General features: G+C 70.9%; 27 protein-coding genes. 10 read left to right on the top strand and 17 right to left on the bottom strand.

The genetic code is table 11. The features are described 5' to 3' along the window. The first annotated feature begins 19 nt into the window (after window positions 1-19). Entirely contained in the window at window positions 20-2473 is a 2454-nt protein-coding gene (locus tag AC6CR5_RS15465) for a TonB-dependent siderophore receptor (protein ID WP_498084687.1), read from the top strand. 16 nt (window positions 2474-2489) lie between these two features. Here AC6CR5_RS15465 and AC6CR5_RS15460 read toward each other — a convergent pair whose 3' ends face one another. From AC6CR5_RS15460 to AC6CR5_RS15445, 4 genes are all read right to left on the bottom strand, one after another. Further along, window positions 2490-3383, bottom strand: a complete 894-nt coding sequence (locus tag AC6CR5_RS15460; protein WP_498084686.1) for a GntR family transcriptional regulator — start codon at window positions 3381-3383, stop codon at window positions 2490-2492. Beyond that, window positions 3380-6040 carry an aconitate hydratase AcnA gene (gene acnA, locus AC6CR5_RS15455; protein ID WP_498084685.1) on the bottom strand — a complete coding sequence of 887 codons (2661 nt, stop codon included), beginning with the start codon at window positions 6038-6040 and terminating at the stop codon, window positions 3380-3382. Before acnA ends, AC6CR5_RS15460 begins: the two co-directional genes overlap by 4 nt. Window positions 6041-6133: 93 nt before the next feature. Beyond that, on the bottom strand, window positions 6134-6784 hold the full coding sequence (locus AC6CR5_RS15450) for a 2OG-Fe(II) oxygenase (RefSeq protein ID WP_498084684.1): 651 nt from the start codon (window positions 6782-6784) through the stop codon (window positions 6134-6136). Then, the gene (locus AC6CR5_RS15445) at window positions 6781-7488 is read right to left on the bottom strand and encodes a DNA-3-methyladenine glycosylase family protein (protein WP_498084683.1); all 708 of its coding nucleotides are present in this window, start codon (window positions 7486-7488) and stop codon (window positions 6781-6783) included. Before AC6CR5_RS15445 ends, AC6CR5_RS15450 begins: the two co-directional genes overlap by 4 nt. A 170-nt stretch (window positions 7489-7658) precedes the next feature. Here AC6CR5_RS15445 and AC6CR5_RS15440 point away from each other — a divergent pair, with 170 nt between their 5' ends. Then, window positions 7659-8348: an HAD family hydrolase gene (locus AC6CR5_RS15440; RefSeq protein ID WP_024070265.1), complete on the top strand. Its 690-nt coding sequence runs from the start codon at window positions 7659-7661 to the stop codon at window positions 8346-8348. A 16-nt stretch (window positions 8349-8364) separates the two neighbouring features. On the opposite strand, the gene AC6CR5_RS15435 is transcribed toward AC6CR5_RS15440, so the two are convergent. After that, on the bottom strand, window positions 8365-9141 hold the full coding sequence (locus tag AC6CR5_RS15435; RefSeq protein WP_006387405.1) for an SDR family oxidoreductase: 777 nt from the start codon (window positions 9139-9141) through the stop codon (window positions 8365-8367). A 118-nt stretch (window positions 9142-9259) separates the two neighbouring features. Here AC6CR5_RS15435 and AC6CR5_RS15430 point away from each other — a divergent pair, with 118 nt between their 5' ends. Continuing rightward, window positions 9260-9778, top strand: a complete 519-nt coding sequence (locus AC6CR5_RS15430) for an MgtC/SapB family protein (RefSeq protein ID WP_498084682.1) — start codon at window positions 9260-9262, stop codon at window positions 9776-9778. A gap of 7 nt (window positions 9779-9785) precedes the next feature. Here AC6CR5_RS15430 and AC6CR5_RS15425 read toward each other — a convergent pair whose 3' ends face one another. The 5 genes from AC6CR5_RS15425 to AC6CR5_RS15405 all read right to left on the bottom strand — a co-directional run bounded on the left by AC6CR5_RS15425 (window position 9786) and on the right by AC6CR5_RS15405 (window position 13445). Further along, entirely contained in the window at window positions 9786-10154 is a 369-nt protein-coding gene (locus AC6CR5_RS15425; protein ID WP_006387407.1) for a cupin domain-containing protein, read from the bottom strand. A gap of 81 nt (window positions 10155-10235) precedes the next feature. Further along, the gene (locus AC6CR5_RS15420; protein WP_047991737.1) at window positions 10236-11057 is read right to left on the bottom strand and encodes an AraC family transcriptional regulator; all 822 of its coding nucleotides are present in this window, start codon (window positions 11055-11057) and stop codon (window positions 10236-10238) included. A gap of 12 nt (window positions 11058-11069) precedes the next feature. Then, window positions 11070-11453: a VOC family protein gene (locus tag AC6CR5_RS15415; protein WP_006387410.1), complete on the bottom strand. Its 384-nt coding sequence runs from the start codon at window positions 11451-11453 to the stop codon at window positions 11070-11072. Window positions 11454-11499: 46 nt separating this feature from the next. Continuing rightward, window positions 11500-12495 carry a formylglycine-generating enzyme family protein gene (locus AC6CR5_RS15410; protein WP_437257327.1) on the bottom strand — a complete coding sequence of 332 codons (996 nt, stop codon included), beginning with the start codon at window positions 12493-12495 and terminating at the stop codon, window positions 11500-11502. A gap of 92 nt (window positions 12496-12587) precedes the next feature. Then, window positions 12588-13445: an AraC family transcriptional regulator gene (locus AC6CR5_RS15405; protein WP_437257328.1), complete on the bottom strand. Its 858-nt coding sequence runs from the start codon at window positions 13443-13445 to the stop codon at window positions 12588-12590. Window positions 13446-13580: 135 nt separating this feature from the next. Here AC6CR5_RS15405 and AC6CR5_RS15400 point away from each other — a divergent pair, with 135 nt between their 5' ends. Continuing rightward, window positions 13581-14123, top strand: a complete 543-nt coding sequence (locus AC6CR5_RS15400; RefSeq protein WP_498084681.1) for a carboxymuconolactone decarboxylase family protein — start codon at window positions 13581-13583, stop codon at window positions 14121-14123. Window positions 14124-14134: 11 nt separating this feature from the next. Here AC6CR5_RS15400 and alkB read toward each other — a convergent pair whose 3' ends face one another. The 3 genes from alkB to AC6CR5_RS15385 all read right to left on the bottom strand — a co-directional run bounded on the left by alkB (window position 14135) and on the right by AC6CR5_RS15385 (window position 17177). After that, a complete protein-coding gene (gene alkB / locus AC6CR5_RS15395; RefSeq protein ID WP_026384151.1) occupies window positions 14135-14794 on the bottom strand; it encodes a DNA oxidative demethylase AlkB in 660 nt (219 codons plus the stop codon). 1 nt (window position 14795) lies between these two features. Continuing rightward, entirely contained in the window at window positions 14796-15491 is a 696-nt protein-coding gene (locus AC6CR5_RS15390; protein ID WP_006387417.1) for a 2OG-Fe(II) oxygenase, read from the bottom strand. 141 nt (window positions 15492-15632) lie between these two features. Further along, window positions 15633-17177 (bottom strand): phospholipase D family protein, encoded by a 1545-nt coding sequence (locus tag AC6CR5_RS15385; RefSeq protein WP_498084680.1) that lies wholly within the window; start codon window positions 17175-17177, stop codon window positions 15633-15635. A 130-nt stretch (window positions 17178-17307) separates the two neighbouring features. On the opposite strand from AC6CR5_RS15385, the gene AC6CR5_RS15380 reads away from it, so the two are divergent. After that, window positions 17308-17880, top strand: coding sequence for a helix-turn-helix domain-containing protein (locus AC6CR5_RS15380; protein WP_035183043.1), 573 nt, complete (start codon window positions 17308-17310; stop codon window positions 17878-17880). Between the two features lie 7 nt (window positions 17881-17887). After that, window positions 17888-18424, top strand: coding sequence for a GNAT family N-acetyltransferase (locus AC6CR5_RS15375; protein WP_026384153.1), 537 nt, complete (start codon window positions 17888-17890; stop codon window positions 18422-18424). Between the two features lie 34 nt (window positions 18425-18458). On the opposite strand, the gene AC6CR5_RS15370 is transcribed toward AC6CR5_RS15375, so the two are convergent. Together AC6CR5_RS15370 and AC6CR5_RS15365 are read right to left on the bottom strand one after the other, a co-directional pair. Next, window positions 18459-18791 carry a hypothetical protein gene (locus tag AC6CR5_RS15370; protein WP_020926561.1) on the bottom strand — a complete coding sequence of 111 codons (333 nt, stop codon included), beginning with the start codon at window positions 18789-18791 and terminating at the stop codon, window positions 18459-18461. 95 nt (window positions 18792-18886) lie between these two features. Continuing rightward, window positions 18887-19789, bottom strand: a complete 903-nt coding sequence (locus AC6CR5_RS15365; protein ID WP_107316199.1) for an alpha/beta fold hydrolase — start codon at window positions 19787-19789, stop codon at window positions 18887-18889. A gap of 107 nt (window positions 19790-19896) precedes the next feature. Between AC6CR5_RS15365 and AC6CR5_RS15360 the strand changes: the two genes are divergently transcribed. From AC6CR5_RS15360 to AC6CR5_RS15350, 3 genes are all read left to right on the top strand, one after another. Beyond that, on the top strand, window positions 19897-20784 hold the full coding sequence (locus AC6CR5_RS15360; RefSeq protein WP_020926563.1) for a LysR family transcriptional regulator: 888 nt from the start codon (window positions 19897-19899) through the stop codon (window positions 20782-20784). Window positions 20785-20928: 144 nt separating this feature from the next. Then, on the top strand, window positions 20929-21081 hold the full coding sequence (locus AC6CR5_RS15355) for a hypothetical protein (protein ID WP_024070254.1): 153 nt from the start codon (window positions 20929-20931) through the stop codon (window positions 21079-21081). 214 nt (window positions 21082-21295) lie between these two features. Further along, window positions 21296-22105, top strand: coding sequence for an SDR family oxidoreductase (locus AC6CR5_RS15350; RefSeq protein ID WP_020926565.1), 810 nt, complete (start codon window positions 21296-21298; stop codon window positions 22103-22105). A 16-nt stretch (window positions 22106-22121) separates the two neighbouring features. Here AC6CR5_RS15350 and AC6CR5_RS15345 read toward each other — a convergent pair whose 3' ends face one another. Together AC6CR5_RS15345 and AC6CR5_RS15340 are read right to left on the bottom strand one after the other, a co-directional pair. Next, window positions 22122-22892, bottom strand: a complete 771-nt coding sequence (locus AC6CR5_RS15345; RefSeq protein ID WP_498084679.1) for a sulfite exporter TauE/SafE family protein — start codon at window positions 22890-22892, stop codon at window positions 22122-22124. Then, on the bottom strand, window positions 22889-23299 hold the full coding sequence (locus AC6CR5_RS15340) for an SEL1-like repeat protein (RefSeq protein ID WP_024070251.1): 411 nt from the start codon (window positions 23297-23299) through the stop codon (window positions 22889-22891). The genes AC6CR5_RS15345 and AC6CR5_RS15340 overlap by 4 nt, the downstream gene beginning before the upstream one ends. A gap of 125 nt (window positions 23300-23424) precedes the next feature. Between AC6CR5_RS15340 and AC6CR5_RS15335 the strand changes: the two genes are divergently transcribed. Then, complete coding sequence (locus AC6CR5_RS15335) at window positions 23425-24315, top strand: LysR substrate-binding domain-containing protein (RefSeq protein ID WP_006387427.1); 891 nt, start codon at window positions 23425-23427, stop codon at window positions 24313-24315. The last annotated feature ends 6 nt before the right edge of the window (window positions 24316-24321 follow it).

The raw sequence follows: 24321 nt of genomic DNA, 5'->3' as shown, positions 1-24321 counted from the left end.
CGCCCACGAAGGATCTTCCATGCCCGTCCGCCATTCCCGTCTTCCGTTCCGCCGCGCGCGGCCCCAATCCCGCCCGACGCTGGCCACGGCGCGCGCGCTGGGGCTGGGCCTGGCCCTGCTGCTGTCGAGCGCGGCGCCGACCGCGCGCGCCGCCGACGACGCCAGCGCCGCGCGCGGCAACTCCTATGCGATTGGCGCGGGGGCGCTGGGCGACGTGCTGGCGCAGTTCGCCGCCGCTTCGGGCGTGCCGCTGTCGTTCGACCCGGCCTTGCTGGCCGGGCGCCACAGCGACGGCTTGAACGGCGTCTATACCGTGCGCGATGGCTTTGCGCGGCTGCTGGCCGGTTCCGGCTTCGCCCTTGCCGAGCAGGGCGATGGCGCCTACTCGCTGCGCAGGCTGCCGTCCTCGGGCGAGACCACCACCTTGCCGAACATCGTCGTGGCTGGCGCCGGCGCACCCGCCTCGGCCCTGCCGGCCAGCTATGCCGGCGGCCAGGTCGCGCGGGGCGGCCGGCTGGGCATGCTGGGCAACCGCGACGTGATGGACGCGCCTTTCAGCGTCGCGAACTATACCGCCGACCTGCTGGCCAATCGCCAGGCGGTGACGCTGGCCGATGCGCTCAACGTCGATTCCTCGGTGCGCTTCACCGGCCAGATCGGCGGAGTGACGGATTCGTTCTACATCCGCGGCTTCCCGATAGGCGAAGGCAACCTGGGCGAGATCGCGTTCGACGGGGTCTATGGCGTGGCGCCCAACTACCATGTGTTCACCGACTACATCGAACGCGTCGAAGTGCTCAAGGGCCCGGCCGCGCTGCTGTATGGCATGTCGCCCAACAGCGGCGTGGGCGGCGTCATCAACATGGTGCCCAAGCGTGCCTTGCCGCAAGACCTGACGCGTGTGTCGGCCGACTACGCCGGCACCTCGCAGTTCGGCGGCCGCGTCGACCTGAGCCGGCGCTTCGGCGATGATGGCGCCTGGGGCGTGCGCGTCAATGGCCTGCACCGGCAGGGCGACACGCCGCTGGACAACCTGCATTCGCGCACCGACATCGGCGCGCTGTCGCTGGACTACCAGGGTGAAAAGCTGCGGGCCTCGCTGGACCTGCTGACGCAGGAGGAAAAGGTGGACGCGCCGACGCGGCCGTTCCTGGTGGCCGCCGGACTGCGCACGCCGGACGCGCCCGATGGCCGGCGCAACGCGACCCAGCCTTGGGGCTGGTGGAAATCTTCCGGGCAGTCCGCGCTGTTGCGGGTGGAGTATGACGTCAGCGAGCGCCTGACCGTGTTCGCCGACGCGGGCGGTTCGGATACCTCCATCGACCGGCTGTCCGACCAGACGCCCACCATCGTCAACGCCGCTGGCGACACCGTGGTGACGCCCAACCATTTCAAGTTCCAGGTCGACCGCAGCACCTACAACGCCGGCCTGCGCGCCCGGCTGGATACCGGCCCGGTAAGCCACGCCGTCACCTTCATGGGCACGCTGTACAGCGACCGCAACGCGCAGGCCAGCGTGAATGGAACGCCGCTGTCGTCCAACATCTATCACCCGGTGACGCGGCCGCGGCAGGACATCGCCGCGCCCGCCAGCGTGCCCAAGGTGTCGTCCTCGGACCTGACCGGCTTCGCGCTGGCCGACACCATGAGCGTGCTGGACGAGCGCGTGCAGCTGACGCTGGGAGCGCGCCAGCAGCGCGTCGAGTCGCGCAATTTCAATCCCGTCAGCGGCGCGCGCACGGTCAGCTACGACGAAAGCGCCGTCACGCCGCTGGCTGGACTGGTACTCAAGCCGTGGCACAACGTTTCGTTCTACGCCAACTACATCGAGGGCCTGAGCAAGGGCGACGTGGCGCCGGCCACCGCGTCCAACGCCGGGCAGGTGTTCAAGCCGTACAAGTCCAAGCAGAAGGAAGTGGGCGTCAAGGTCGACTTCGACAGCGCCATGCTGACCCTGAGCGCGTTCGAGATCACCAAGCCCAGCGGCCAGTTGACGGGCACGGTGTATGCCGCGGACAGCGAACAACGCAACCGTGGCCTGGAGCTGAACCTGTCGGGCGAGCCGCTGCGCGGCCTGCGCCTGCTGGGCGGCGTGACCTTCCTGGATGCCGAACTGACGCGCACCAGCAACCCGGCCACGCGCGGCAACCGGCCGGTGGGCGTGCCGCGCTGGACGGCCAACCTGGGCGCGGAGTGGGATACGCCCTGGGTCGCCGGGCTGACCCTGACCGGCGGCATGATCCACACGGGCAAGGAATACGTCAACCAGGCCAACACGCAATCGGTGCCGTCATGGACCACCTTCGACCTGGGCGCGCGCTACGTCACGCGCATGCACGGCAACAACCTGACCTTGCGCGCCAATGTCGTCAACGTGTTCAACCGCGCCTATTGGTCGGGCGTGGCGTCCTACGGCACCATCTCGCAAGGCGTGCCGCGCACGCTGATGCTGTCGGCCTCGATGGACTTCTGACGGCGCCTGGCGCGCGCTACGGCGCCAGGATGCCGCGGATGCGCGCCAGGTTGTCGAGCGTGCTGCGCAGGTGATGCGCCAGCGCCCGGGAGGCTTCTTCGTTGCGTTCGCGTTCGAGCAGGTCGAGGATTTCCAGGTGCTGGTCGCAATGCTGGCGGTAACGGCTGCGATCCTGCATCGAGCGGTACGACAGCAGCCGACGCACGCGGTTGACGCGCTTGATGGTCTCGATGAAGAACGGGTTGCCGGAGGCTTCGACCAGCGACTCGTGAAAGCGCACGCCGCGCTCGTGCAGGCGGTCGGGGCTGTCGTTGTCGATGCCGCCGTCGAGCAGGTGGCGTTCGGCGGCGCGGCAGCGCTGCAGCACGGCGGGGTCCAGGCGGAACGTCGGTTCCAGCAGCGCCGCCGGCTCCAGCGCCAGGCGCAGGCGGTACGACTGCAACAGGCTGTCGGGCGTGGTCATCATCGACGAGAACTCCCAACCGTAGCCGGGGCGCCGCTCGGCCCAGCCCTCCTGCGCCACGCGCGCCAGCAGGGCCTGGGCCTGGGCTTGCGTCAGGCCATAGCGGGCCCGCAGCTGGGCCTCGCTGCATTGCAGCGGCAGCGCGCCGCGCAGCAGCTCGTCGGCCAGGCGGAAATAGCTTTGCGTGACGATGTCGTCGGCGACGGGGGCCAACGCGGCCGGCGCGTGCGCCAGCGCGTCATGATCGAGTTGCAGGAAATAGCCGCGGTTGGGCTGGCGCGCCACGATGCCATGCCGTTCCAGCAGGACCAGCGCGTCGTTCACCGGCGAGCGCGACAGGCGCAGGCGGTCGGCCAGTTTCTGCGCGCTCAGGTGCGCGCCGGGGCTCAGGCGGTCTTGCTGGATCAGTGCCAGGATCTTGTTGGCGGTGTGGGTCTGCGCGCTCATGGGTGGACGGAAATCGGCGGGGGTTCGGCCCGGCGCTCCGGCGTCCGTGCGCGGTCGCCGAGCGTGTCCGCCAGGATAGCCGGAATCACGCCGCCCATCCGTAGCAAGCGCAGTTCCAGCTGGGTCTCCACGGCTGCCGTGGCGCGCAGCGATTGCGTGGCGCCGTTGGCGCGCAGCAGCCGCACGGTGATGGACTGGCGCGGCGCCAGCTCGTGCGCGGGACAATCGATCTCGATGCGGTCGCCGGGCCGCAACGCCAGGCTTTGCGGCCCGGCGTCCGCGGCCAGCCGCAGGGGCAGGATCCCCATGCCGATCAGGTTGGAACGATGGATGCGTTCGAAGCTCAGCGCCAGCACCGCGCGGATGCCGAGCAGCCGCTGGCCCTTGGCGGCCCAGTCGCGCGAGGAGCCGGTGCCGAAGCGTTCCCCGGCCACCAGCACCACCGCGTCGCCGTCGCGGCGATAGCGCTCGGCGGCCTCCCAGATCGGTGCGATGGCGCCGCTGGGCGCATGCACCGTGTGGCCGACCGGGGCGTCGGGACACAGCAGGTTGGCCAGGCTCTTGCTGTAGAACGCGGCTCGCATCATCACCTGCCAATTGCCGCGGCGCGAGGCGAATACGTTCAGGTCGTCGCGGTCATCGCCTTGGGCCACCAGGAAGTCGGCGACCAGGCTGTCGGGTGGAATGGCGCTGGCGGGCGAGAGGTGGTCGGTGGTGACGTCGTCGCCCAGCACCAGCAACGGGTGCGCGGCGTAGCGGCCCAGCTGGCTTGCCGGGCCGGCGGCGGCAAAGGGCGGCCGGCGCAGCGCGGTCGAGGCCGGGTCCCAGGGAAAACAGGGCGTGGCGGGCGACCGCAGGGCCTGCCAGCCCGGATTGGCGCTGGCCGCTTGGAACGCGCGCTGGAAATCGTCGGCGCGCACGCCGCGCGCCAGCGCCGCGTCGATCTCGTGGTCGTCGGGCCAGAGATCGCGCAGGAACACGGCGCGGCCATCGGGCGCGACCTGCACCGGCTCGCGCGCCAGGTCGCGCTCGGCGTCGCCGGCCAGCGCGAAGGCGATGACCAGGGGCGGCGACATCAGGAAACCCAGGTCCAGGTCCGGATGGATGCGGCCGGCGAAATTGCGGTTGCCGGACAGCACCGCCACCGGCCGGACGGCGCCGGCCGCCATGGCCTCGCGCACCACCGGCGGCAAGGGGCCGGCGTTGCCGATGCACGTGGTGCAGCCATAGCCGACGATGCCGAAGCCGACCGCCTCCAGGTCATCGAGCAGGCCGGCGCGCGCCAGATAGTCGGCGGCGGCGGGCGAGCCCGGGCCGAGCGAGGTCTTGACCCAGGCGGGCGCCTTGAGTCCGGCGCGGCGCGCCTTGCGCGCCAGCAGGCCGGCCGCGACCAGCAGGCGCGGGTCCGAGGTGTTGGTACAGCTGGTGATGGCGGCGATGGCGATGGCGTGGCGCGGCAGCGGCGATGCCGTCGCCGGCGTGAACGCCTGGGCGGCGAGAAGGGCGCGGGTATGTTCGTAGGGATGCAGGTCCTGCGGCCGCGTGGGGCCGGCCACCCGGGTGCCGACCTGGTCCAGCGCGATCTCGACCACGCGCGTATAGCGCGGCGTGGCCGCCGGATCCAGCGCCAGGCCCGCGCTGGCCGCGTAGGCGCCGACCCGCGCCACCAGGGCCGCGTCGCGGCCGGTCTGGCGCAGGTAGTCGAGCGTATTGCCGTCGATGGGGAAATAGCCGGTGGTGGCGCCGTACTCCGGCGCCATGTTGGCCACCACGCAGCGGCTGCCGGCCGACAGGGTGGCGACGCCGGGACCGAAGAACTCCACGAACTCGCCGGATACGCCGATGGCGCGCAGGCGCTGGGTCACGGTCAGCGCCAGGTCGGTGGCGGTGATGCCGGCCGGCAGCGCGCCGCTCAGCCGCACGCCGATCACGTCGGGAATGCGCAGCATGGTCGGCATGCCGAACATCACCGTCTGCGCCTCCAGCCCGCCCACCCCCCAGCCCAGCACGCCGATGCCGTTGATCATCGGCGTGTGGCTGTCGGTGCCGATCATCATGTCCGGGTGCAGCATGCCGTCCTGCTCGCACACCACGGTCGCCAGCTGCTCCAGGTTGATGGTGTGCATGATGCCGGTGCCGGGCGGATGGATGCGCACGTTGGACAGCGCCTGCGAGGCCCAGCGCAGGAAGCGGTAGCGCTCGGCGTTGCGGCGCAGTTCCAGCGCAAGGTTGTGCGCGGCCGCATCCGCTTGCGCATAGGCCTGCACCGCCAGCGAGTGATCCACCGACACGTCCACCGGCAGCACCGGATTGAGCGCGCGCGGGTCCATGCCGGCCTCGTCCAGGGCGTCGCGCATGGCGGCGATATCCACCAGCGCGGGCGTGCTGGTGGTGTCGTGCATCAGGACGCGGCCGGGCTGGAATGCGATCTCCGCCTCGCTGGTGCCGTGCGCCAGCCACGCGAACAGGGCCGCCACGGCCGCGTCGCGCTCGGCGCCGCGCATGTTGCGCAAGGCGTTTTCCAGCAACAGCCGCAGCACCACGGGCAGGCGCAGGAAATCCGGACCGTACCGGCCCGCCATGTCGATGTGGGTATAGGCGACGCCGCCCAGCGTGAAGCCGGTGCGGCGGGGTGGGGTGTCGTCAGGGGGCTCCATGGCGGCTAGTTTTGCATATTGATGCGTCAAAATGCAATGTAATTTCGAGCCAGCCCTGCCGGCGACCCGGCGCGGCAGGGTCGGCCGGGCCGGTCAGGGCGGGGCCGACAAGTCGTCCAGCGGCAGCGACAGGCCCACCCGTTCGCCGCTGCGCACCCGGCTGACGGCATGGCGCAGCGTGGCGCGGTAGTCGCCGTTGGCGCCATGGACGGGGCGGTGCGCCACCGCGATCACGGCGGCGTCGCCCCGTTGCAGCGGCAAGACCATGGGACGCGACTGCTGGCGCGGGCGTTGCTCCGTCATGACGAATTCACCGCCGGTGAAGTCCTGGCCGGGCTCGGACAGCAGCGCAATCAGGCCGAACGGGAACGCGGCGTCATCCGCGGCGTGGCGCAGGGGCAGAAAGCCGTCCTGGCGCAATCTGTTCAGGCAGGGCGGGGCCGTTGCCGTGGCGGCGGGGGCGGCGCGTCCCAAGCGCCGCGCCCAGGCATCCGCCAGCGGCGCCAGCCGGGCGCGCAGCGCGCCTTGCAGTGCGTCCAACCCCGACGGCAGCGGTGGGCGCAGCGCGCCCCATGTGTCGCCGTCCACACCGCTTGGCATGGCCCGCGCATCGTCGAAGGCGCGCGCCATGGCAGCGGCCTGGGTGGCGCTGAACAGCGCGGGCAGCAGCGCCCAGCCCTCCGCGTCCAGCTGCCGCTGGATAGGGTTCCAGTCGTAGCGCCGCAGCGACAGGGGCGCGCTCATGGCGCCGCCGGCGACGGGGTGGCGGGCATGCGCCACAGATACCAGGCCGCGATCGTGCGGTACGGGCTGAAGGCCTCGCCGATGGCGCGCATCTGCGCCGGCGAGGGCGCCTTGTCCAGCCGTTTCAGGCGCCGGTAGCCCTCGCGCACGCCGAAGTCGTCCACCGGCAGGATGTCCATGCGTTCCAGCGTGTAGATCAGCAGCATTTCGACGGTCCAGCGGCCCACGCCGCGCAGCGTCACCAGGCGTTCGACCAGGGCTTCGTCGCTCATCGCCAGCGCTTCGTCGCGCGCCGGGATCAGGCCGTCCAGCGCGGCCTGCGCGATGCCGCGGATGGTGGCCAGCTTGGACGCGGAGAAGCCGCAGGCGCGCTGGACCTGCGGATCGGTGTCCAGCAATGTGCGCGGCGCGGGAAAGGCCTGTCCGGGATACAGCGCCAGCAGGCGGCCGAGAATCGCGTCGCCGGCGCGGGCGTGCAGCTGCTGGTAGGCGATGGCGCGCACCAGCGCCTCGTAGGGATCGCGCGCCGGCCGCGAAGCGTGTCGACACGGGCCGATGGCGGCGACATGGCCGGCCCAGTCGGCGTCCAGCGCGGCCAGGTGCCGGGCCGCGCGCGCATAGAGGGCGGCGACGTCATCAGCGGCGGCGGTCGCCTGGCGGGGCGCCGGCCGCGGGTGCTTCGGAAGGGAGGTCGGTGGCGTCATGAGGGGAAAGCAGCGGGTTGGATGGGGGCGCGGCCCGGGTTTGGCCGGCCGCGATACAGCATAGCGAAGCCTGCGGTCCGGCACACTCCGCTGCTTGCTGCCCCCGGCGGCGGCCGGGTTGGCGCGGTGCAGTATGCTCTAGGGCTTCCCCGACCCTCCCCGTAGCCGCAATGACTGATTTTCCCTTTGACGCCGTGTTGTTCGATTGCGACGGCGTCCTGGTCGATTCCGAACCGATCACCGCCCGCGTCCTGACCGAGATGCTCAACGAGCTGGGTTGGGCCATCACCTTCGAAGAAGCCACGCGTATCTTCACCGGCAAGGCGGTGCGCGACGAGCTGCCCTTGATCCAGGCCCGCACCGGCGTGGCGCTGTCGCCGGAGTGGTTCGCACAGTTCCGCGAGCGGCGCAATGCCGCGCTCGACCGTGAACTGCGCGAGATTCCGGGCGCGCCGGATGCGGTGCGCGCCCTGCACCGGACGCTGGCGGGCCGCATCGCGGTCGCCTCGGGCGCCGACCGCCGCAAGGTCGAGCTGCAGCTGGCCAAGGTCGGCATCGCGGACTGTTTCGGCGAACGGGTCTTCAGCGGCCATGAGATGCCGCGCAGCAAGCCGCACCCCGACGTCTACCTGGCCGCGGCCAGCGCGCTGGGCGTCGATCCGCGGCGTTGCGCCGTGGTCGAGGACACCGTCACCGGCGCCACCGCCGGCGTGGCGGCGGGCGCCACGGTGTTCGGCTACAGCCCCGATGCCAACGGCCACAGCAGCGCCGAAGCGCTGCGCGGCGTCGGCGTGACGCACGTATTCACCGACATGGCGCAGCTGCCGGGCCTGCTGGCGGGCTGGGCCGCGGCGCGCTGAGGCGCCGCGCGCGCCGTCAACGGCCGGCGTACTGCTCGCCGCCGTCCAGGTCGATCACCGTGCCGCTGAGATACCCGGCGCGCGGCGACGCGCCGAACACCACCATGTCCGCGACTTCCTCGGGCTCCATCAGGCGGCCGAAGGGCAGGTCGTTCAGGGTTTCCTGCCAGCGCGATTCATCGCCCCAGCGGGCCTGCGCGCGTTGCCTGGCCAGGGTCAGCACCCGGTCGGTGCGGGTGCGCGACGGATTCACGCCGAACACGCGCACGCCGTGGCGCGGCCCGTCGCCGCCCAGGGCGCGGGTGAAAGCGATCAGCGAGGCATTGGCGGCCGCGCCGCAGATGTAGTCGGCCCGCGGCGCCGAGCCTGCCATGCCGATGATGTTGGCGATGACGCCGGCGCCCGCGGCGCGCATCAGCGGATAGTAGTGCCGCGCCAGGTCGATGTAGCCGTGCACTTTCAGGTCCCAGCCGGCGCGCCAGCGTTCGTCCTGCACCTGGTCCAGGGCCCCGCCGGGCACCGCGCCGGCGTTGTTGACCAGGATGTCGATCGCGCCGGTCCGCTCCAGCACCCGGGCCGCGGCGCCCGGCTGCGCCAGGTCCACCGCCACGGTGCGCGGCTGGCGGCCGGTCTGCGCCAGGATCGCCTGCGAGGCGGCCTGCAATGCGGCGTCGTCGCGCGCGGCCAGGATCGGCTCGGCGCCCTCGCGCGCGAAGGCGGTGGCGCAGGCCAGGCCGATCCCCTTGGACGCGCCCGTGATCAGGACGCGCTTGCCAACCAGTTGTAGATCCATCCAAAGCTCCTCGTCGTGCCCGTCTCGATGCGGACCTGCCTGATGTTGTAAACCAGATGGGCGCAGCCACGCCAGCGCGGCCCTGCTATGCTGGCGCAACCACCACGGGGAGACGACGATGGCGGATATCTGGCTGGAGATCTGGAGCACCTTGCGCAGCGAATTCGCCGACATCCCCGACGTCGGCGAGGCGACCCGCATCGTGCTGCGACTGGGCATGGCGGTGCTGCTGGGCGGCCTGCTCGGCTACGAGCGCGAGCGCAGCGGCAAGGCCGCCGGCCTGCGCACCCACATGCTGGTGGCGCTGGGCGCGGCGATCTTCGTGCTGGTGCCGCTGCAGAACGGCATGCAGGTCGACGACCTGAGCCGCGTGCTGCAGGGCGTCATCGCGGGCATCGGTTTCCTGGGCGCGGGCGCCATCATCAAGCTCAGCGACGAACGCGAGATCCGTGGCCTGACCACGTCGGCCAGCATCTGGATGACGGCCGCCATCGGCGTGGCCGCCGGCATGGGCCGCGAGGCCACCGCGGTGGCCAGCACGCTGATGGCGCTGTTCGTGCTGGCGGTGCTGCGGCGGGTCGAGGCGCGCATCGCGGCCAAGGGCGACAAGCGCGTGATCGAGACCGAGCGCCCCTGAATCGACTTCAGATCCAGACGTCGTTGGGCGCGCTGCGCTCGCCTCCCTGGTCGCCGGTGTTGCGCACCCCGCGCGGCTCGATCAGCATGGCATGCACTTCTTGCGGCGCACAGGGCTTGTGTTCCACGCCCCGGGGGACCACGGCCATTTCACCCGGGCCCAGGTCGATGTGGCCGTCGCGCAGGTCGATGCGCAGCTGGCCCGCCAGCACGATGAAGGTCTCGTCGGTGTCGGCATGGGCATGCCAGACGAACTCGCCGTGCAGCTTGACCAGCTTGAACTGGTAGTCGTTCATCTCGGCGATGACCTTGGGCATCCAGGGTTCCTGGATCAGCGACAACTTGCGGGCCAGGTTGATGGCGGTGATGGCGGGCATGGCGACGTCCTCGGTGCGGCAATGAAAACCACAGCTTAGGGAGCGGCGCGCGCGGGGTCTTGTACGTTTGTGCGAAACGCGTCAGCGGCGCAGGGTGCCGCGCCAGTGCGCGGGCGTCATGCCGAAGGCCTCGGCGTGGCGGCGCGTCATGTGGCTCTGGTCGGTGAAGCCGGCGGCCAGCGCGGCCTGCGCCAGGGGCTGGCCCGCGGCGATCAGGCGGCGCGCCAGGTCCAGGCGGCGCAGCAAGGCATAGCGATACGGACTGGTGCCATACAGCGCGCGGAAGTCGCGCGACAGGCTCCAGCGGTCGATTCCGGCGGCGCGTTCCAGGTCGTCCAGCGATACCGCCTGGCCGCGCGCGTCATGGATGTACTGGCGGGCGCGTTCGCAGGCGGCGTAGTCGGGGCGGGGCCGGGCGGGAACCTGGCCGGCCGCGGCGCAAAGCGCCTGCGTCAGGTCGTAGATCGCGTCGTCCTCGCGCAACGGGTCCGCCATGGCGTCGGTGTCGCCCAGCAGGGCGGCGCAGGCGGCGCGCAGCCGCGCATCGCTGGAAATGCCGTCGCGCACGAAGGGCAGCGGGCGGCCGCCCAGGATGCGCTGGATCAGCGCCGGCTGCACATACGCCATGCGGTAGTGGAAGCCGGCCTCGGTGCCGGCCTGGCCGTCGTGGGCCTCGTCGGGGTGCAGCACCAGCACGCCGCCCGGCAGGCTGTGCCGCAGGCCGCGGCGGTAGTGGAAGCTCTGCACCCCCGCCAGCGTACAGCCGATGGCGTAGGTGTCATGCCGGTGCAGCCCATAGCCGCGGCCGCCGAAATAGGCTTCGATGCGCTCGAACCGATCGTCCGGCGCGTGGCGCACGATCCAGTCGCGCGATGCGGTGGCGGCGGCGGAGCGGGCGGCCATGGCGGGGGCGGACTACTTCAACTGCACCAGCACGAACTCGTTGCCGTACAGGTCGATGAAATGCGCATAGACGGCCGCGGTGTCGTCGACGGGCTCTCGGGTGAAGCGCACGCCGCGCGCGGCGAAGCGGGCGTGGTCGCGCGCCACGTCGTCGGTGTAGAACACCCCCACCGGCTGGCCGCCGGTCTGGTCGCCGACGCGGTCGCGCTGGGCCTGGGTCTGCGCCTGCAACAGCCAGACGCCCACCGAGGGTTGCTCGGGCAGGCGCAGGTGCACATAGCGCTGCGGCCCCACCGCCATGTCGACGAACACCTCCATGCCCAGCTTGTCCTGGTAGAAGGCGATGGCGGTGTCGTAATCGTTGACCAGCAGGACGAGGCGGCCCAGCGAATGCATGTCGGACTCTTTTGAAAGTTAGGCTTGCGGCTATGCTAACCGGTCTTCATGGCGCCACTTCGCGCAGCAGCCGGAATCCGACCAGCGGATAGCGCGTTTCGGGAGTATTCCAGTTGCGGTAGGCCGAGCGCGTGTAGAGCGGCCAGGTGTGCCACGAGCCGCCGCGGCGCACCCGCACGTTGCCGCTGGCGGGGCCTTGCGGGTCGTCGCGCGGCGAGTGCGCGTAGTAGTCCTCGCCGTACCAATCGGCCACCCATTCCCAGGCGTTGCCGTGCATGTCGTACAGCCCGAAGGCGTTGGGCGCGTAGCTGGCGACTGGCGCGGTGTAGCGATGGCCGTCGCTGCGCGCCACCGCGTAGGCCTGCCACTTGGGCCAGAGCGGCGCGGCGTCGGCGTCGAAAGTGTTGGCCACTTCCGCCAGGGCCGCCGGATCGTCGCCATGCTGATAGCGGCCCCGGCCGCCGGCGCGCGCCGCGTATTCCCATTCGGCCTCGGTCGGCAGGCGGTAGACGCGGCCTTCGCGCTGGCTCAGCCAGCGCGCCATGGCGACGGCGTCGTTCCAGCTGACGTTGACCACCGGATGGGCGTCGGTCTGGGGGAAGCCGGGATTGCGCCACGAATAGCGGCGATCGCGGCCTTCGAAGGCATCGCCGCGCTCGGACGCGTCGGGATCATAGGCCGCGTTGTAGCCATAACCGCCGGTGCCGTCCGCTTCGGATTCCGGCACGTAGCCGGAGGCTTCCAGGAAGCGGCGGAACTGGCCCACGGTGACCTCGGTGGCCATCAGCTGGAACGGCCGGGTGATGCGCACGGCATGCACCGGCGCTTCGTCGAACAATTGCGTGAAACGCTCCCGAGGGTACTGCGGATAGTCGCGCGCCAGCGTCTCGGGCGCTTCGTCGCTGCCCATCAGGAAGCGGCCCGCCGGCACCGTGACGAACGGCATGCCGAGCGAATTCTCGACGCCGGCGGCCGGTTCGGCGGCGCCGGCGGACGGGAGGGCCGACAGGCACAGAACGGCAAGGGCAAGGCGCGGGCGCATGGGATTCCCAAGGGGCGGAAAGGGTGCTCGATAGTAGGGCCGCTCGCCGCCAGCCGCCAGTTCTGGGGAACCCGCATGCGGGCCAGGCGGCGCTAGCCGGCGGGCTGGTCGAGCCAGCCGCGCGGCGATGAGCCGAGCTTGCGGCTGAAGGCGCGCGACAGCGCCGAGGCGTTGGCGTAGCCCAGCTCGGCGGCGATGACCTTGACTGGCCGGCCCTGGCGCAGCCGGGCCTGGGCCAGGGCCAGGCGCCAGTCCGCCAGGTAGTCGGCGGGCGGTTGGCCGACCGCATCGCGGAACGCGGCGGCGAAGGCGCTGCGCGACATGCCGGCTTCCTGCGCCAGCGCGGCCAGGGTCCAGGACGCGCCCGGCGCCTGGTGCATGGCGACCAGCGCGCGCGCCAGCCGGGGATCGGCCAGGCCCGCCATCAGGCCGGCCTGGATGCCGGCCTCGTCGGGGTGGTCGACCAGCCAGCGCAACAGTTGGATCAGCACGACTTCGAACAGCTTGTCGGCCAGCAGGCGCTGGCCGCAACGCACCGATTCGGTCTCGGCGAACAGCAATGCCAATGACTGTTCCAGCCCGTTGATCCGCGCCAGTGGCAGCGCGATCAGGGGCGGCAGCGCGCGCACCAGCGGATTGCGCGCGCCGCCATCGAAATCCAGCGTGGCGCAGGTGAAGTCGCTGCCGTCGCGCGGCGGGTTGTGGAAGTCGTGCCGCACGGGCCGGGGGTAGAACAGCAAGGTCGGTTCATCCAGCGCCAGGCGGCGCGGCAGGTCCTGACCCGCCGGATGGCGGACCTCCATCCGGCCGCGCCGCAGCACGTGCAGGAATCCGCGTCCGTCCTCGGGCGGGAAGCGGGTCAGCCCGCACATCGGGCCGCTGTGGAACAGGCGCGCGCGGGCGCGGAACTGTTCCAGGAGGGCGGAGAGGCGGTCGACGGGCTGTGGCATGGTGCTTGGACGAATGGGTATGTTTGATGGACGTAAAGTATCCAATGATACTGCCGCAAAGGGAATACTGGATGCCAGGCGACGGACCCTTCCGGTCAGCGCCGCGATGCCCTCCCACTTTCAAAGGAAACCATCATGTCCCGTGTACCCCTGCTCGACACCGCCACCGCTCCGGCCGCCAGCCAGGATCTGCTGCGCCAGATCCACGGGGCGTTCGGCGCCACCCCCAATATGTTCCGCGCGGTGGCCAATTCGCCCGCGGCCCTGGCCAGCATGTGGGCCGCCTTCGGCGCGCTCGGCGGCGGCACGCTGTCGCCGCAACTGGGCGAGAAGATCGCCGTGGCGGTGGCCGACAGCAACCGCTGCGAATATTGCCTGGCCGCGCACACCGCGCTCGGCCGCAAGGCCGGCGCCAGCGCCGAGCAGATGGCCGCCGCCCAGGCCGGACAGGCCGACGATCCGCGCACCGCGGCGGCGCTGGCGTTCGCGCTCAAGCTGGTGCGCGGCCACGGCCAGGTCAATGATGCCGACGTCGTCGCTTTGCGCCAGGCGGGCTTCGACGACGGCGAGATCGTGGAACTGCTGGCGCACGTGGCGCTGAACCTGTTCACCAACTACGTCAACGTCGCCTTCGACGTGCCGGTGGATTTTCCCAAGGTGGCGCTGCGCGCCGCCTGAGGCGGGCCGCTTCAGCCGGCCTGGCGGATGGTGAAGTTGATCCGCACGCTGCCCAGCGTGGGATGGGGGCGGTCCTTGAGCGGCAGCACGCCGTGATAGCGCAGCCGGTCGACGCCGCCCCACACCACCACGTCGCCATGGAACAGCGGCACGTGCACGGCGCGATCGCCGCGCGCGTGGCCGCCGAACAGGAACACCGCCGGCATGCCGAGCGACACCGAGACGATGGGGGCGCCGTAGTCGCGCTCGTCCTTGTCCTGGTGCAGCGACAGCCGCGATCCCGGTTGATAGCGATTGACCAGGCAGGCGTCCGGCGCGAAGCCGGGAAAGCCCGCCGCCAGCGCGGCCGCGCGCGCCAGCGTGTCGAAGGCCTCGGGCATGGCGGGCCAGGGCAATCCCGACAGCGGATCCTCGCGCGTATAGCGGTAACCGTGTTCGTCGCTGGTCCAGCCATGGCGGCCGCAGTTGGTCAGCGCCACCGACATGGGCAGGCCGCCGGGGGTGACCATGTGGCGAAAGGGCGCCTGGCGGCGCACCGTGTCGACGCCGGCCAGCAGCGCCTGCGCCGCCGGCAGCGCGTAGCCGCGCAGCACCATCGACTGCGCGCCGATGCGTTCGCGGCCGGTCTGCGCGATCTCTTCGTCGTCAAACAGGTTCAGGCTGGTTCCCATGTCAGGTCGCGTCGTGGAAGATCACGCCGAGCGTGTGGCGCCGGCCGCCGCGCAAGGCGCTGACGCCGTGGCGCATGGCCACGCGGCGCCAGCCGCGCGCGCCGGCCACCGGTCGCTGGTTGACGGTGAACACCAGCGCATCGCCCTGGCGCAGCGGCAATACCTCGGCGCGTTGGCCGGCGCTGTCGGTTTCGGTCATGACGAATTCGCCGCCGGTGAAGTCTTCGTCCGGCCGCGACAGCAGCACCGCGACCTGCAAGGGGAACACATGTTCGCCATACAGGTCCTGGTGCAGGCAGTTGTAGTCGCCGGCTCCGTACCGAAGAATCAGCGGCGTGGGCCGGCGCTGGCCCGCCTGGTGGCAACGCGCCAGGAAGGCGGCATGCTCGGCCGGATATTGCACCGCGATGCCCATCTGCCGGTTCCAGCGGTTGGCGATCGGCGCCAGCCGCGGATACAGCGCGGTGCGCAAGTTGTGCAGCAGGCGCGGCAAGGGATAGGCGAAGTACTTGTACTCGCCGCGGCCGAAACCGTGGCGGCTCATGACGATGCGGCTGCGGTAGCGGTGCTCGTCGTCGTAGCCGGCCGCCAGCGCCTGGCATTGCGCGGGCGTGAGCAGGCCGGCGACCACGGCGTGGCCGCGCGCGTCCAGGTCGGCGGCGATGCGGGTCCAGTCCAGGGTGTCGAGCTTGCTCATGGGAAAAGCGGGGCGGGAAGTCGGTGGATATCCAGTCTACCGCCGGCGCGGCCGGCGTGAACTCCGTAATTTGCTCCGCCGCCCGCGCCGTGGCCTTTCCGTCAACCTGCGTGTTGGCTTGGACGGCTGCTTGCGGCCGGACTACAGCAGCGACTCGATCGGCAGCAGCGACACGAACCAGACCGAGAACCGCTGCCAGGCGGTGGTGCCGGGCTCGGTGTCGTGCCGGATCGTGCGGCCTTCGCGCTGCTCCAGCCAGTAGAGCCGGTCCTGGTCGTCCTGGCAGACACGATAGGCATTGCGCGGGATGTCCTGGTCGAAGGCCGTGGCGATGTGCCGCGCCAAGGCCGGGCTGTCGATGACGAAGCCCAGTTCGGTGTTCAGGCGGGCCGAGCGCGGATCGAAATTGAACGACCCGACGAATACGCCGCGCCCGTCCACCGCGAAGGTCTTGGCGTGCAGGCTGGAGCCGGAGCTGCCGAACGGCCCCAGGCTCTTGTTGCGCCCGATCTCGCCCGCCTGCCGCTTCATCTCGAACAGCTCGACCCCGGCCGCCAGCAGCTCGCGGCGGCGCGTGGCGTAGCCGGAATGCACCACCGCCACGTCGGTGGCCTCCAGCGCGTTGGTCAGGACCCGCACCTTGACCCCGCGCCGCGCCATCGCCGCGAAGGCGGCGGTGCCGCTGGCGGTGGGCACGAAGTAGGGCGATACCAATTCCACGTCGGTGGCGGGCGTGCCGATGATGTCGTGCAACTGGTGCGACAGCATGGCGTCGGCCGGCGCGGTGCCCAGGGTCTTGCGCGGATCGTCGCTCACCATGCGGGTCGGGGCCCATTCCAGGGCCAGCTCGCCGCGCAGCAGCTGCTGGATGAAGGGCAGCTGGCGCATGGCTTCGGCGTAGGCCGCCGCCGCGGGCGACTGCTCGACGGCGGCCGCCCGCCGGGCCAGCGCAGCGAGCTGGTCAGGGCCGGCGGGCTTGAGCAGGCCGGCCACGGGATAGGCCGACTGGCTGGCCCAATAGCGGTCGAAGTCGCTTGAGACGTCCTGCACTACGGGGCCCACGGCCAGCACGTCCAGGTCGGAGAACAGCACGCCTTCGGCCGCGCCGAAATACTCGTCGCCGATGTTGCGGCCGCCGACGATGGTGGCCTGGTTGTCGGCGGTGAAGGACTTGTTGTGCATGCGCCGGTTCAGGCGGCGGAAGTCGGTCAGGTAACCGATGGCCTTGGGCCAGCGTACCGCGAAGGGGTTGTACAGCCGCACCTCGATGTTCGGGTGCGCGTCCATGGCCGCCAGCACCGTGTCCAGTCCGGAGGTGCCGTTGTCGTCCAGCAGCAGGCGCACCCGCACGCCGCGGTCGGCTGCCGCGTGCAGGGCTTCCATCAGCATGGTGCCGGTCATGTCGTCGTGCCAGATGTAGTACTGCACATCCAGGCTGCGTTGCGCGGTGCGCGCCAGCATCATGCGCGCGGCGAACGCGTCGTGGGCGTCGGCCAGCGCGTGGATGCCGGACTTGCCGGGGTGTTCGGCCGCCAGCGGCGTAATGGCCCGGCCCAGCGGCGTGTCGCGCGCCACGTCCGGCGCCAGCGCCTGGGTCGGGTTGGTCGTCGCCCGGGGCGGCAGCCCGCAGCCGGTGAGAATGCCAAGGCACAGAGCGGTCATGGACAGGAAACGGAGGGTAGGCATGGGCCGTATTGTGCCGAATTGTCGCCATGGCCGTCGAAGGGCTCGGCTGCGTCGCAGGCAGGAACGCATTCGCGTGGCCCGCCAGCGGGCACCGTTGATGTATTTCCATATATGGGATAAATTCCCGAATATGGAAAATTCATTCGCTCCCGAAGCCGACCTGGACCAACGCCTGGCCGATCGCCTGAAAACGCTGCGTGTCGAACGCGGCTGGTCGCTGGACGAACTGGCCGGGCGCGCGGGCGTCAGCCGCGCCACGCTGTCGCGCCTGGAAAATGCCGAGGTCAGTCCCACCGCCAGCGTGCTGGGCAAGCTGTGCGGGGCCTACGGCATGACGATGTCGCGCCTGATGCGCATGGTCGAAGACGACTTCACCCCGCTCGTGCCGAGCGCGGCGCAGGCGCTGTGGGTCGATGGCGGCACGGGCTTCCGGCGCCGCTCGGTCTCGCCGCCCTCGCAGAAGCTGGCCGGCGAAGTGCTGGCCTGCGAACTCCCCGCGGCCACCCACATTGCCTACGAGCATTCGCCGCGCGCCGGACTTGAACATCATCTGGTCATGCTCGAAGGCGAACTGTCGGTCCGCGTCGACGGCCAATCCCATACTCTGGCGCGCGGCGATTGCCTGCGATACCAGCTTTACGGCGCCAGCGCTTTCGATACCCCGCCGCACAGCGGCGCCCGCTACCTGCTGTTCATCATCTGAGTCCGCCATGTCTCCCTGCCTGCCTGCCTTGACTTCCCTGTCCGCCGACCAGGCGCGCGATCGCTTGCCCGAGCTGGGCGCGCTCTTGCATGCTTGTGTTCAGGACGGCGCCAGCATCAGTTTCGTGCTGCCGTATTCGATCGACGAGGCGCAGGCCTTCTGGCGCGACAAGGTGCTGCCGCCGCTGGCGGCCGGCCGCCTGGCCTTGCTGGTGGCGTGGCACGACGGCCGTATCGCCGGTTCGGTGCAGCTCGATTGCGACACGCCGCCGAACCAGCCGCATCGCGCCGAGATCCGCAAGCTGATGGTGCATCCCGATTTCCGGCGCCAGGGCATTGCGCGGGCGCTGATGCGGGCGGCGGAAGCCGCGGCCGTGGCGGCCGGGCGCAGCCTGATCACGCTGGATACGCGGACCGGCGACAATGCCGAGCCGCTCTACGCCTCGCTGGGTTATCACACCGTGGGGGTGATTCCGGGATTCGCCCGCGACGCGCGCGATCCGTCCAGGCTGGACGGCACGACCATCATGTACAAGGCGCTCTAGGAGGGCCCGGAGACGGCCGGGCGGGCAAGGCCGTTCAGGCGAGCGGCTTCAGTCCCACGCTGTAGGGCGGGGCATTGCCGCGCGCGGCGGCCTTGATCTTCAGCATCGAGCCGCCCGGCGTGAATTCGAACTCCTGGAACGGCACTTCGAACCACTGGTGGAAGCTGGTGCGCGAGAATTCCGGCACCCAGACCTTGGGGCGCTTGGCATCGCAGTGGAATTCCACCAGCGTGCGATCGATGCCCAGCGGCCGGGTGTTGCCTATACGGTAGCTGGCGCGCAGTTCGGCGCTCTCGGTGCGGCCGGGCTGCCAGGTCAGTCCGATGGACATCATGAATTGTTCGATCGCTTCAATGCCGCGATACATAGCTGACTCCGAATGCTGCCAGGCGCGGGCGCCGGCGGGAAATAGGCGGATTATCCGCCATTCCCCGTTTTCCTGCGCGGCGCCGGCTCGCCGTGTCAGCCTGGCGCCGCCGGCGCGGCGACGAAGTTCAGGATGGCGGCGGCCACCGCCTGTGGCGCCTCGCGCTGCGGGAAATGTCCCACCCCATCGAGCACCCGGCGTTCGTAGCGGCCGCTGAAATAATGCGCCTTGCCTTCGGACGTGGCGGGTTGGTTGCAGGTGTCGGCGCCGCCATGCAGCACCAGGGTCGGCACGGCCAGCCGCGGCGCCGGCGTGAGCCGCGCGCCATCCTGCGCATAGGCTGGGTCGCCGGCTTCCAGGCCCCAGCGGTGGCGATAGGAGTGCAACACCACCGCCGCCCAGTCGGGGTTGTCGAACGCCTGCGCGGCCTCGGCGAATTCCTGCTCGGTGTACCAGCCAGGCGGCGACCAGGTGTCCCACAGGTAGCGGGTGAAGCCGCGCGCGTCGTCGCGCACGGCGGCTGCGCCGCGCGGGGTGGCCATGAACCAGTGGTACCAGTAGCTGCGCGCCTGGGGCAGCGGCAGGGCCTGCGCGGGATCGTTGGTGCCGTAGCCAACCGACAGCAGCACCAGCCGCGCGGCGACGCCCGCGTCCAGGCCGCAGGCGTTGGCGGCGGCACGCGCGCCCCAGTCGTGGCCCACCAGCAGCGGTTGCTCCAATCCCAGGGCGGCGGTGAAGTCCAGCAGGTCGCGGCCCAGCGCCGCCAGTTCGCCGCTGCGCGGCGTGGCCGGGTCCAGGAAGCGGGTCGGGCCGAACCCGCGCAGCGCCGGGCACAGCACCCGGTAGCCTTCGGCGGCCAGGCGTTGCGCCACCGGGCCCCAGCCGGCCGGGCTGTCGGGCCAACCATGCAGCAGCACCGCGCTGCGGCGGCCGGCGGGATTCCATTCGAGATAGGCGATTTCGAGCAGGGGGGTATGGATCGTGGAGTAAGAGGGCATGGCGCCGTGTCCGGGGATGTCGGGAGTTCCACGATAGCGGCACGGGTAATCATGATTAGTGAATAATCCGGGTTTATTATCAAAGAATCGTGTACTGATTCCGCCCCATGGACACCCTCCCGACTTCCCCCGGCGCCGTGCTGGACCTGACACTGCTGCGCACCTTTCTCGAGGTCGTGGACCACGGCGGTTTCGCGCTGGCGGCGGACGCGCTGGCGCTGACGCCGTCCGCGGTCAGCGGCCACATCAAGCGCCTTGAATCGGCCGCCGGCGCCATCCTGCTGGCACGCACCACGCGCAGTTTCGAACTGACCGCCGCCGGTGAAACGCTGTACGCCTACGCGCGCAACATCGTCGAGCTCGAGCGCGAGGCCCGCGCCCGGCTGAGCGGCGCGGGCCTGAAGGGCCGCTTGCGCATCGGCTCCTCGGAAGACTTCGCCGGCGCCTGGCTCGCCGAGGTGTTGCAGGCATTCCATCGCGCGCATCCGGGGGCGTCCATCGAGCTGAAGGTGGGCGTGACGGCGGACCTGCTGCGCCAGCAGGCGCGCGGCAAGCTCGACGTGGTCTTCGGCAAGCAGTGCTCGCGCGTGCGCGACGAGGGCGAACTGCTGTGGGAAGAGGAACTGGTGTGGGCCTGGGGCGAAGACAAGGCCTGGCTTCCCGGCGAACGCGTGCCGCTGGCGGTGTTCCCCGAACCCTGTGTCTACCGCGAAGCCGCGATCGCGGCGCTGGGCAAGGCGCGGCGGGCGTGGTCGCCGGCGTTCGAAAGCGGCAGCATGGCCGGCTGCCTGGCGGCCGCGCAGGCCGGTTTCGCGGTGGCCCCGGTGGCGCGCAGCCAGCTGCGGCCAGGGCTGCGGGCGCTGTCGCGCGAAGAAGGCATGCCGGCGCTGCCGAATGCGCGCTTCTATGCCTTCGCGCGTTCGGCCGAGCCGGTGGCGCGGGCGCTGGTGGCGGCGGTGCGGCAGACCGGCCAGCGGCGCCGCTTCGCCGGCTGAGCCACGGCCTTGCGTTCCCTCAATCGCCCTGATTGAGTAAACCAAATGGACGCGCGCCATCGCGCCCAGCAATATGAGCCCCATGTCTTATATAAGACCGGCGCAACCGCCGCCGGTCTGGGCATTTGACTCAAAGGAATCATCATGGCGAATCTTCTGCTTGCATTGGTCACCGCTGAACTCTCCCTTTTCGGCGTCGATGCCGCCGCTCCCGCCGTCGTGCCGGCGGCCGATGCCGCGCCGGCCGACAGCGCGCCGAGCTTTGACAGCGAACACTACCGCAGCGCGCTGGGCTGATATCCGGGCCCGGCCGCCGGGGACGGGGCGCCGCGACGGCCCGTCCGGCAAACCCGTAGAAATAGGCAGGTTTCACGCAAGAACGAGCCTGTTCGGCCCGATGCGCGATTCCTACACTTCCTCTCACGCTTGGGGGTGATGTATTCCGCGTGAATCCGTGGCCGCCAGCGGGCCGCCGGCGTGTTGCCGGCCGCCGCAAGCAGAGGGAGATCGCATGAGCACCGAAAAAATCTGGTTTGTGACGGGCGCCTCCGGCGGCCTGGGCCTGGCGCTGGTCCGGATGCTGCTCGACCAGGGCCACAAGGTCGCGGCCACGTCGCGCGACGTCGATGCGCTGATGGACGCGGTGGGCGCCAAGCTTGAAGGCCGCTTCCTGCCGCTGGAAGTGAACCTGGCCGACGAGGGCAATGTGCGCCGCGCGGTGGACACCACCGTGGCAGCGTTCGGCCGCATCGACGTGGTGGTCAACAACGCCGGCCATGGCCTGGCCGGCGCGCTGGAAACCCTGTCGGACGCCGAACTGCGCGACAGCTTCGACATCAATGTCTTCGGCGTGCTGAACGTGGTGCGCGCGGTGATGCCGCGGCTGCGGGCGCAGCGCGGCGGCCATGTGTTCAACATCTCGTCGATCCTGGGGTTCGATGGCGGCAGCGCGGGCTGGGGCGCCTACAGCGCCGCCAAGTTCGCCGTCAGCGGATTGAGCGAAACGCTGGCCCTGGAAGCCGCGCCGCACGGCGTGCGCGTGTCGCTGGTCTACCCCGGCGCGATGCGGGCGCGGGCGGAGGGGGCGCATCCCGAGGCCGGCGCCGGCCTGGGGCATCCCGCCGCCGGCGACCCGTCCAAGGCGGCGCGCGCCTTGATCCAGGCGGCGCAGGCGCAGTACGCCCCGCTGCATCTGTTCCTGGGGCGCGACGCCTTCGACCAGGCGCGCGGCAAGATCCAGTCGGTGCAGCAGGAGCTGGCGCGCTGGCGCGAGATGTCCGTGTCGATCGGCTTCGTCGACGAACGGCGCCTGGCCGCCTGACGCCCGGCCAGGGCGCCTACCCGGCCAGGCCCTGCGCCACCTGGTAGGCGCCCAGCAGCGCCAGGCTGACCATGAAGCACTGCTTGAAGGCGCGCGCCGACAGCCGGCCGCGCAACCACTGGCCCAGGGCCATGCCGGCCAGGGCCGGCAACAGCATCAACACCGAGGCGCCCGCGGCGCCTGGCGTATAGCTGCCGTTCAGCCACAGGCCCGCCGCCAGGGCGACGGTGGACACCGTGAACGAGATGCCCATCGCCTGGATCAGGCCGTCCTTGTCCAGGTTCAACGCTTGCAGGTAGGGCACGGCGGGAATCACGAACACGCCGGTAGCCGCGGTGATGAGGCCGGTGATCGCGCCCACCACGGCGCCCAGCGCGCCCTCGTGCCGCGCAGACACCGCGGGCGGCGTGCCGAACAGCCCCCAGGCCGCATACGCCACCAGGGCGACGCCCAGGCACACGCTGGCCCAATGGCCGGCGGGGGTGCCGAACCATGCGGCGCCGGCCAGGGTGCCAGCGCAGACGCCCGCCTGCAGGGTGGCGATGCGGCGAAATAGCCGCATCAACGTCGGCCACGGCCGCGCCTGCCACAGGTTGGTGATGAGCGACGGCACGATCAGCAGCGCGGCGGCCTGCGCGGGCGCCATGATCAGCGCCAGCATGGCCATGGAAATGGTCGGCAGGCCCAGGCCGACCACGCCCTTGACCACGCCGGCCAGCACGAATACCGCGGCGGTCGCGGCCAGCAACGCGGGCGTGCCCGCGCCCAGCAGGTCGTTGGCGCTCATGCGGCCTCGCAGTGCGCGGTCAGCGCGTCGCGCGGCCGGCCGAACAGGGCGTAGGCGACGTCGTCGCCCGCGCCCTGGCCGGCTGCGCGCAGCAGCCATTGGCGGCCTTCGCAGAGGTCGGCGGGCTGCCCGGCGCCGTACAGGGCCGGACCGCCGATCAATGCAATGCCGAGCATGCGCTGGGCCGGTGCGTGGCCTTCGCGCGCCGCCGCCCGCAACCAGGCCAGCATGGCGGGGTAGTCGCCCTGTGTCTGGGCCTCCAGCGCCAGCGCATACTTCTGCACCGGCGTGGCATAGGCCGACAGGGCATTGTTGGCTTCGGCCCGGCCTGAGGAGTGCAGCGCCAGCGCCGCGAGCAGCGCCGCGCACCAGGCGCTGGCCGCGCGGCCGGTGATGGCATGTGTCATTGGAAAACCCCCGTTTTCGATGATGGATGGCGCCATTCTGCGCCCGTGGCGCGGCGTCTCCCTATCGGGATCTGGCGTAGGCAGCCTATGGAAGCGCCTGAGCCTGGCGTGCTACGCTTTTTGCCATGCGCTTCGACCTTACCGATCTGCGGCTCTTCCTCAATGTGCAGGAAACCGGTTCCATCACCGCCGGCGCGCGGCGTTCGCACATGACGCTGGCGTCGGCCAGCGAGCGTATCCGCGGCATGGAGGAAACGCTGGGCGTGCCGCTGCTGCTGCGCGAGCATCGCGGCGTGCAGGCCACGCCGGCGGGGCGCACGCTGGCGCATCACGCGCGCCTGGTGCTGGCGCAGATGGACCGGATGCGCGGCGAGCTGGATCATTACGGGCAGGGGCTCAAGGGCCATGTGCGGGTGCTGTGCAACACCACCGCCCTCAGCGAATATCTGCCGGCCGTGCTGGGCGACTTCCTCAAGGATCACCCGCGCGTGTCGGTGGATCTGCAAGAGCGCCTCAGCTACGAAATCGCCGACGCCCTGCGCGCCGGCACCTGCGACATCGGCGTGCTGGCCGATTCGACCGACCTGCAGGGTCTGCAGGTGGCGCGTTTTCGCCATGATCCGCTGGCGCTGGTGGTGCCGCCGGACCATCGCCTGGCGGGCCGCGAGACGGCGCTGCTGGCCGACGTCGCGGACGAGGAATTCGTCGGCCTGGTCGAGGGCAGCGCCTTGCAGGAACACATCGCCCACCATGCGCGCCGCGGCGGCAAGGTACTGTCGTACCGGGTGCGCCTGCGCAGCTTCGATGCGGTCTGCCGCCTGGTGGGCCAGGGCGTGGGCATCGCCATCATGCCGCGCGTCGCCGCCGTGCGCCATGGTCGCGCGGCGGGCGTGCGTCGCCTCGCGCTGGCGGACGACTGGGCCAGGCGCGACCTGGTGCTGTGCGTGCGCGGCGAACTGCCGGCCTACGCCCAGCAACTGGTCGCCTACGCGCTGCGCGACGCGCCGCGGTCGTAGCCTGCG

Source organism: Achromobacter sp. EG18 (assembly GCF_059759395.1).
This window is presented reverse-complemented; position numbering and strand designations above follow the sequence as displayed.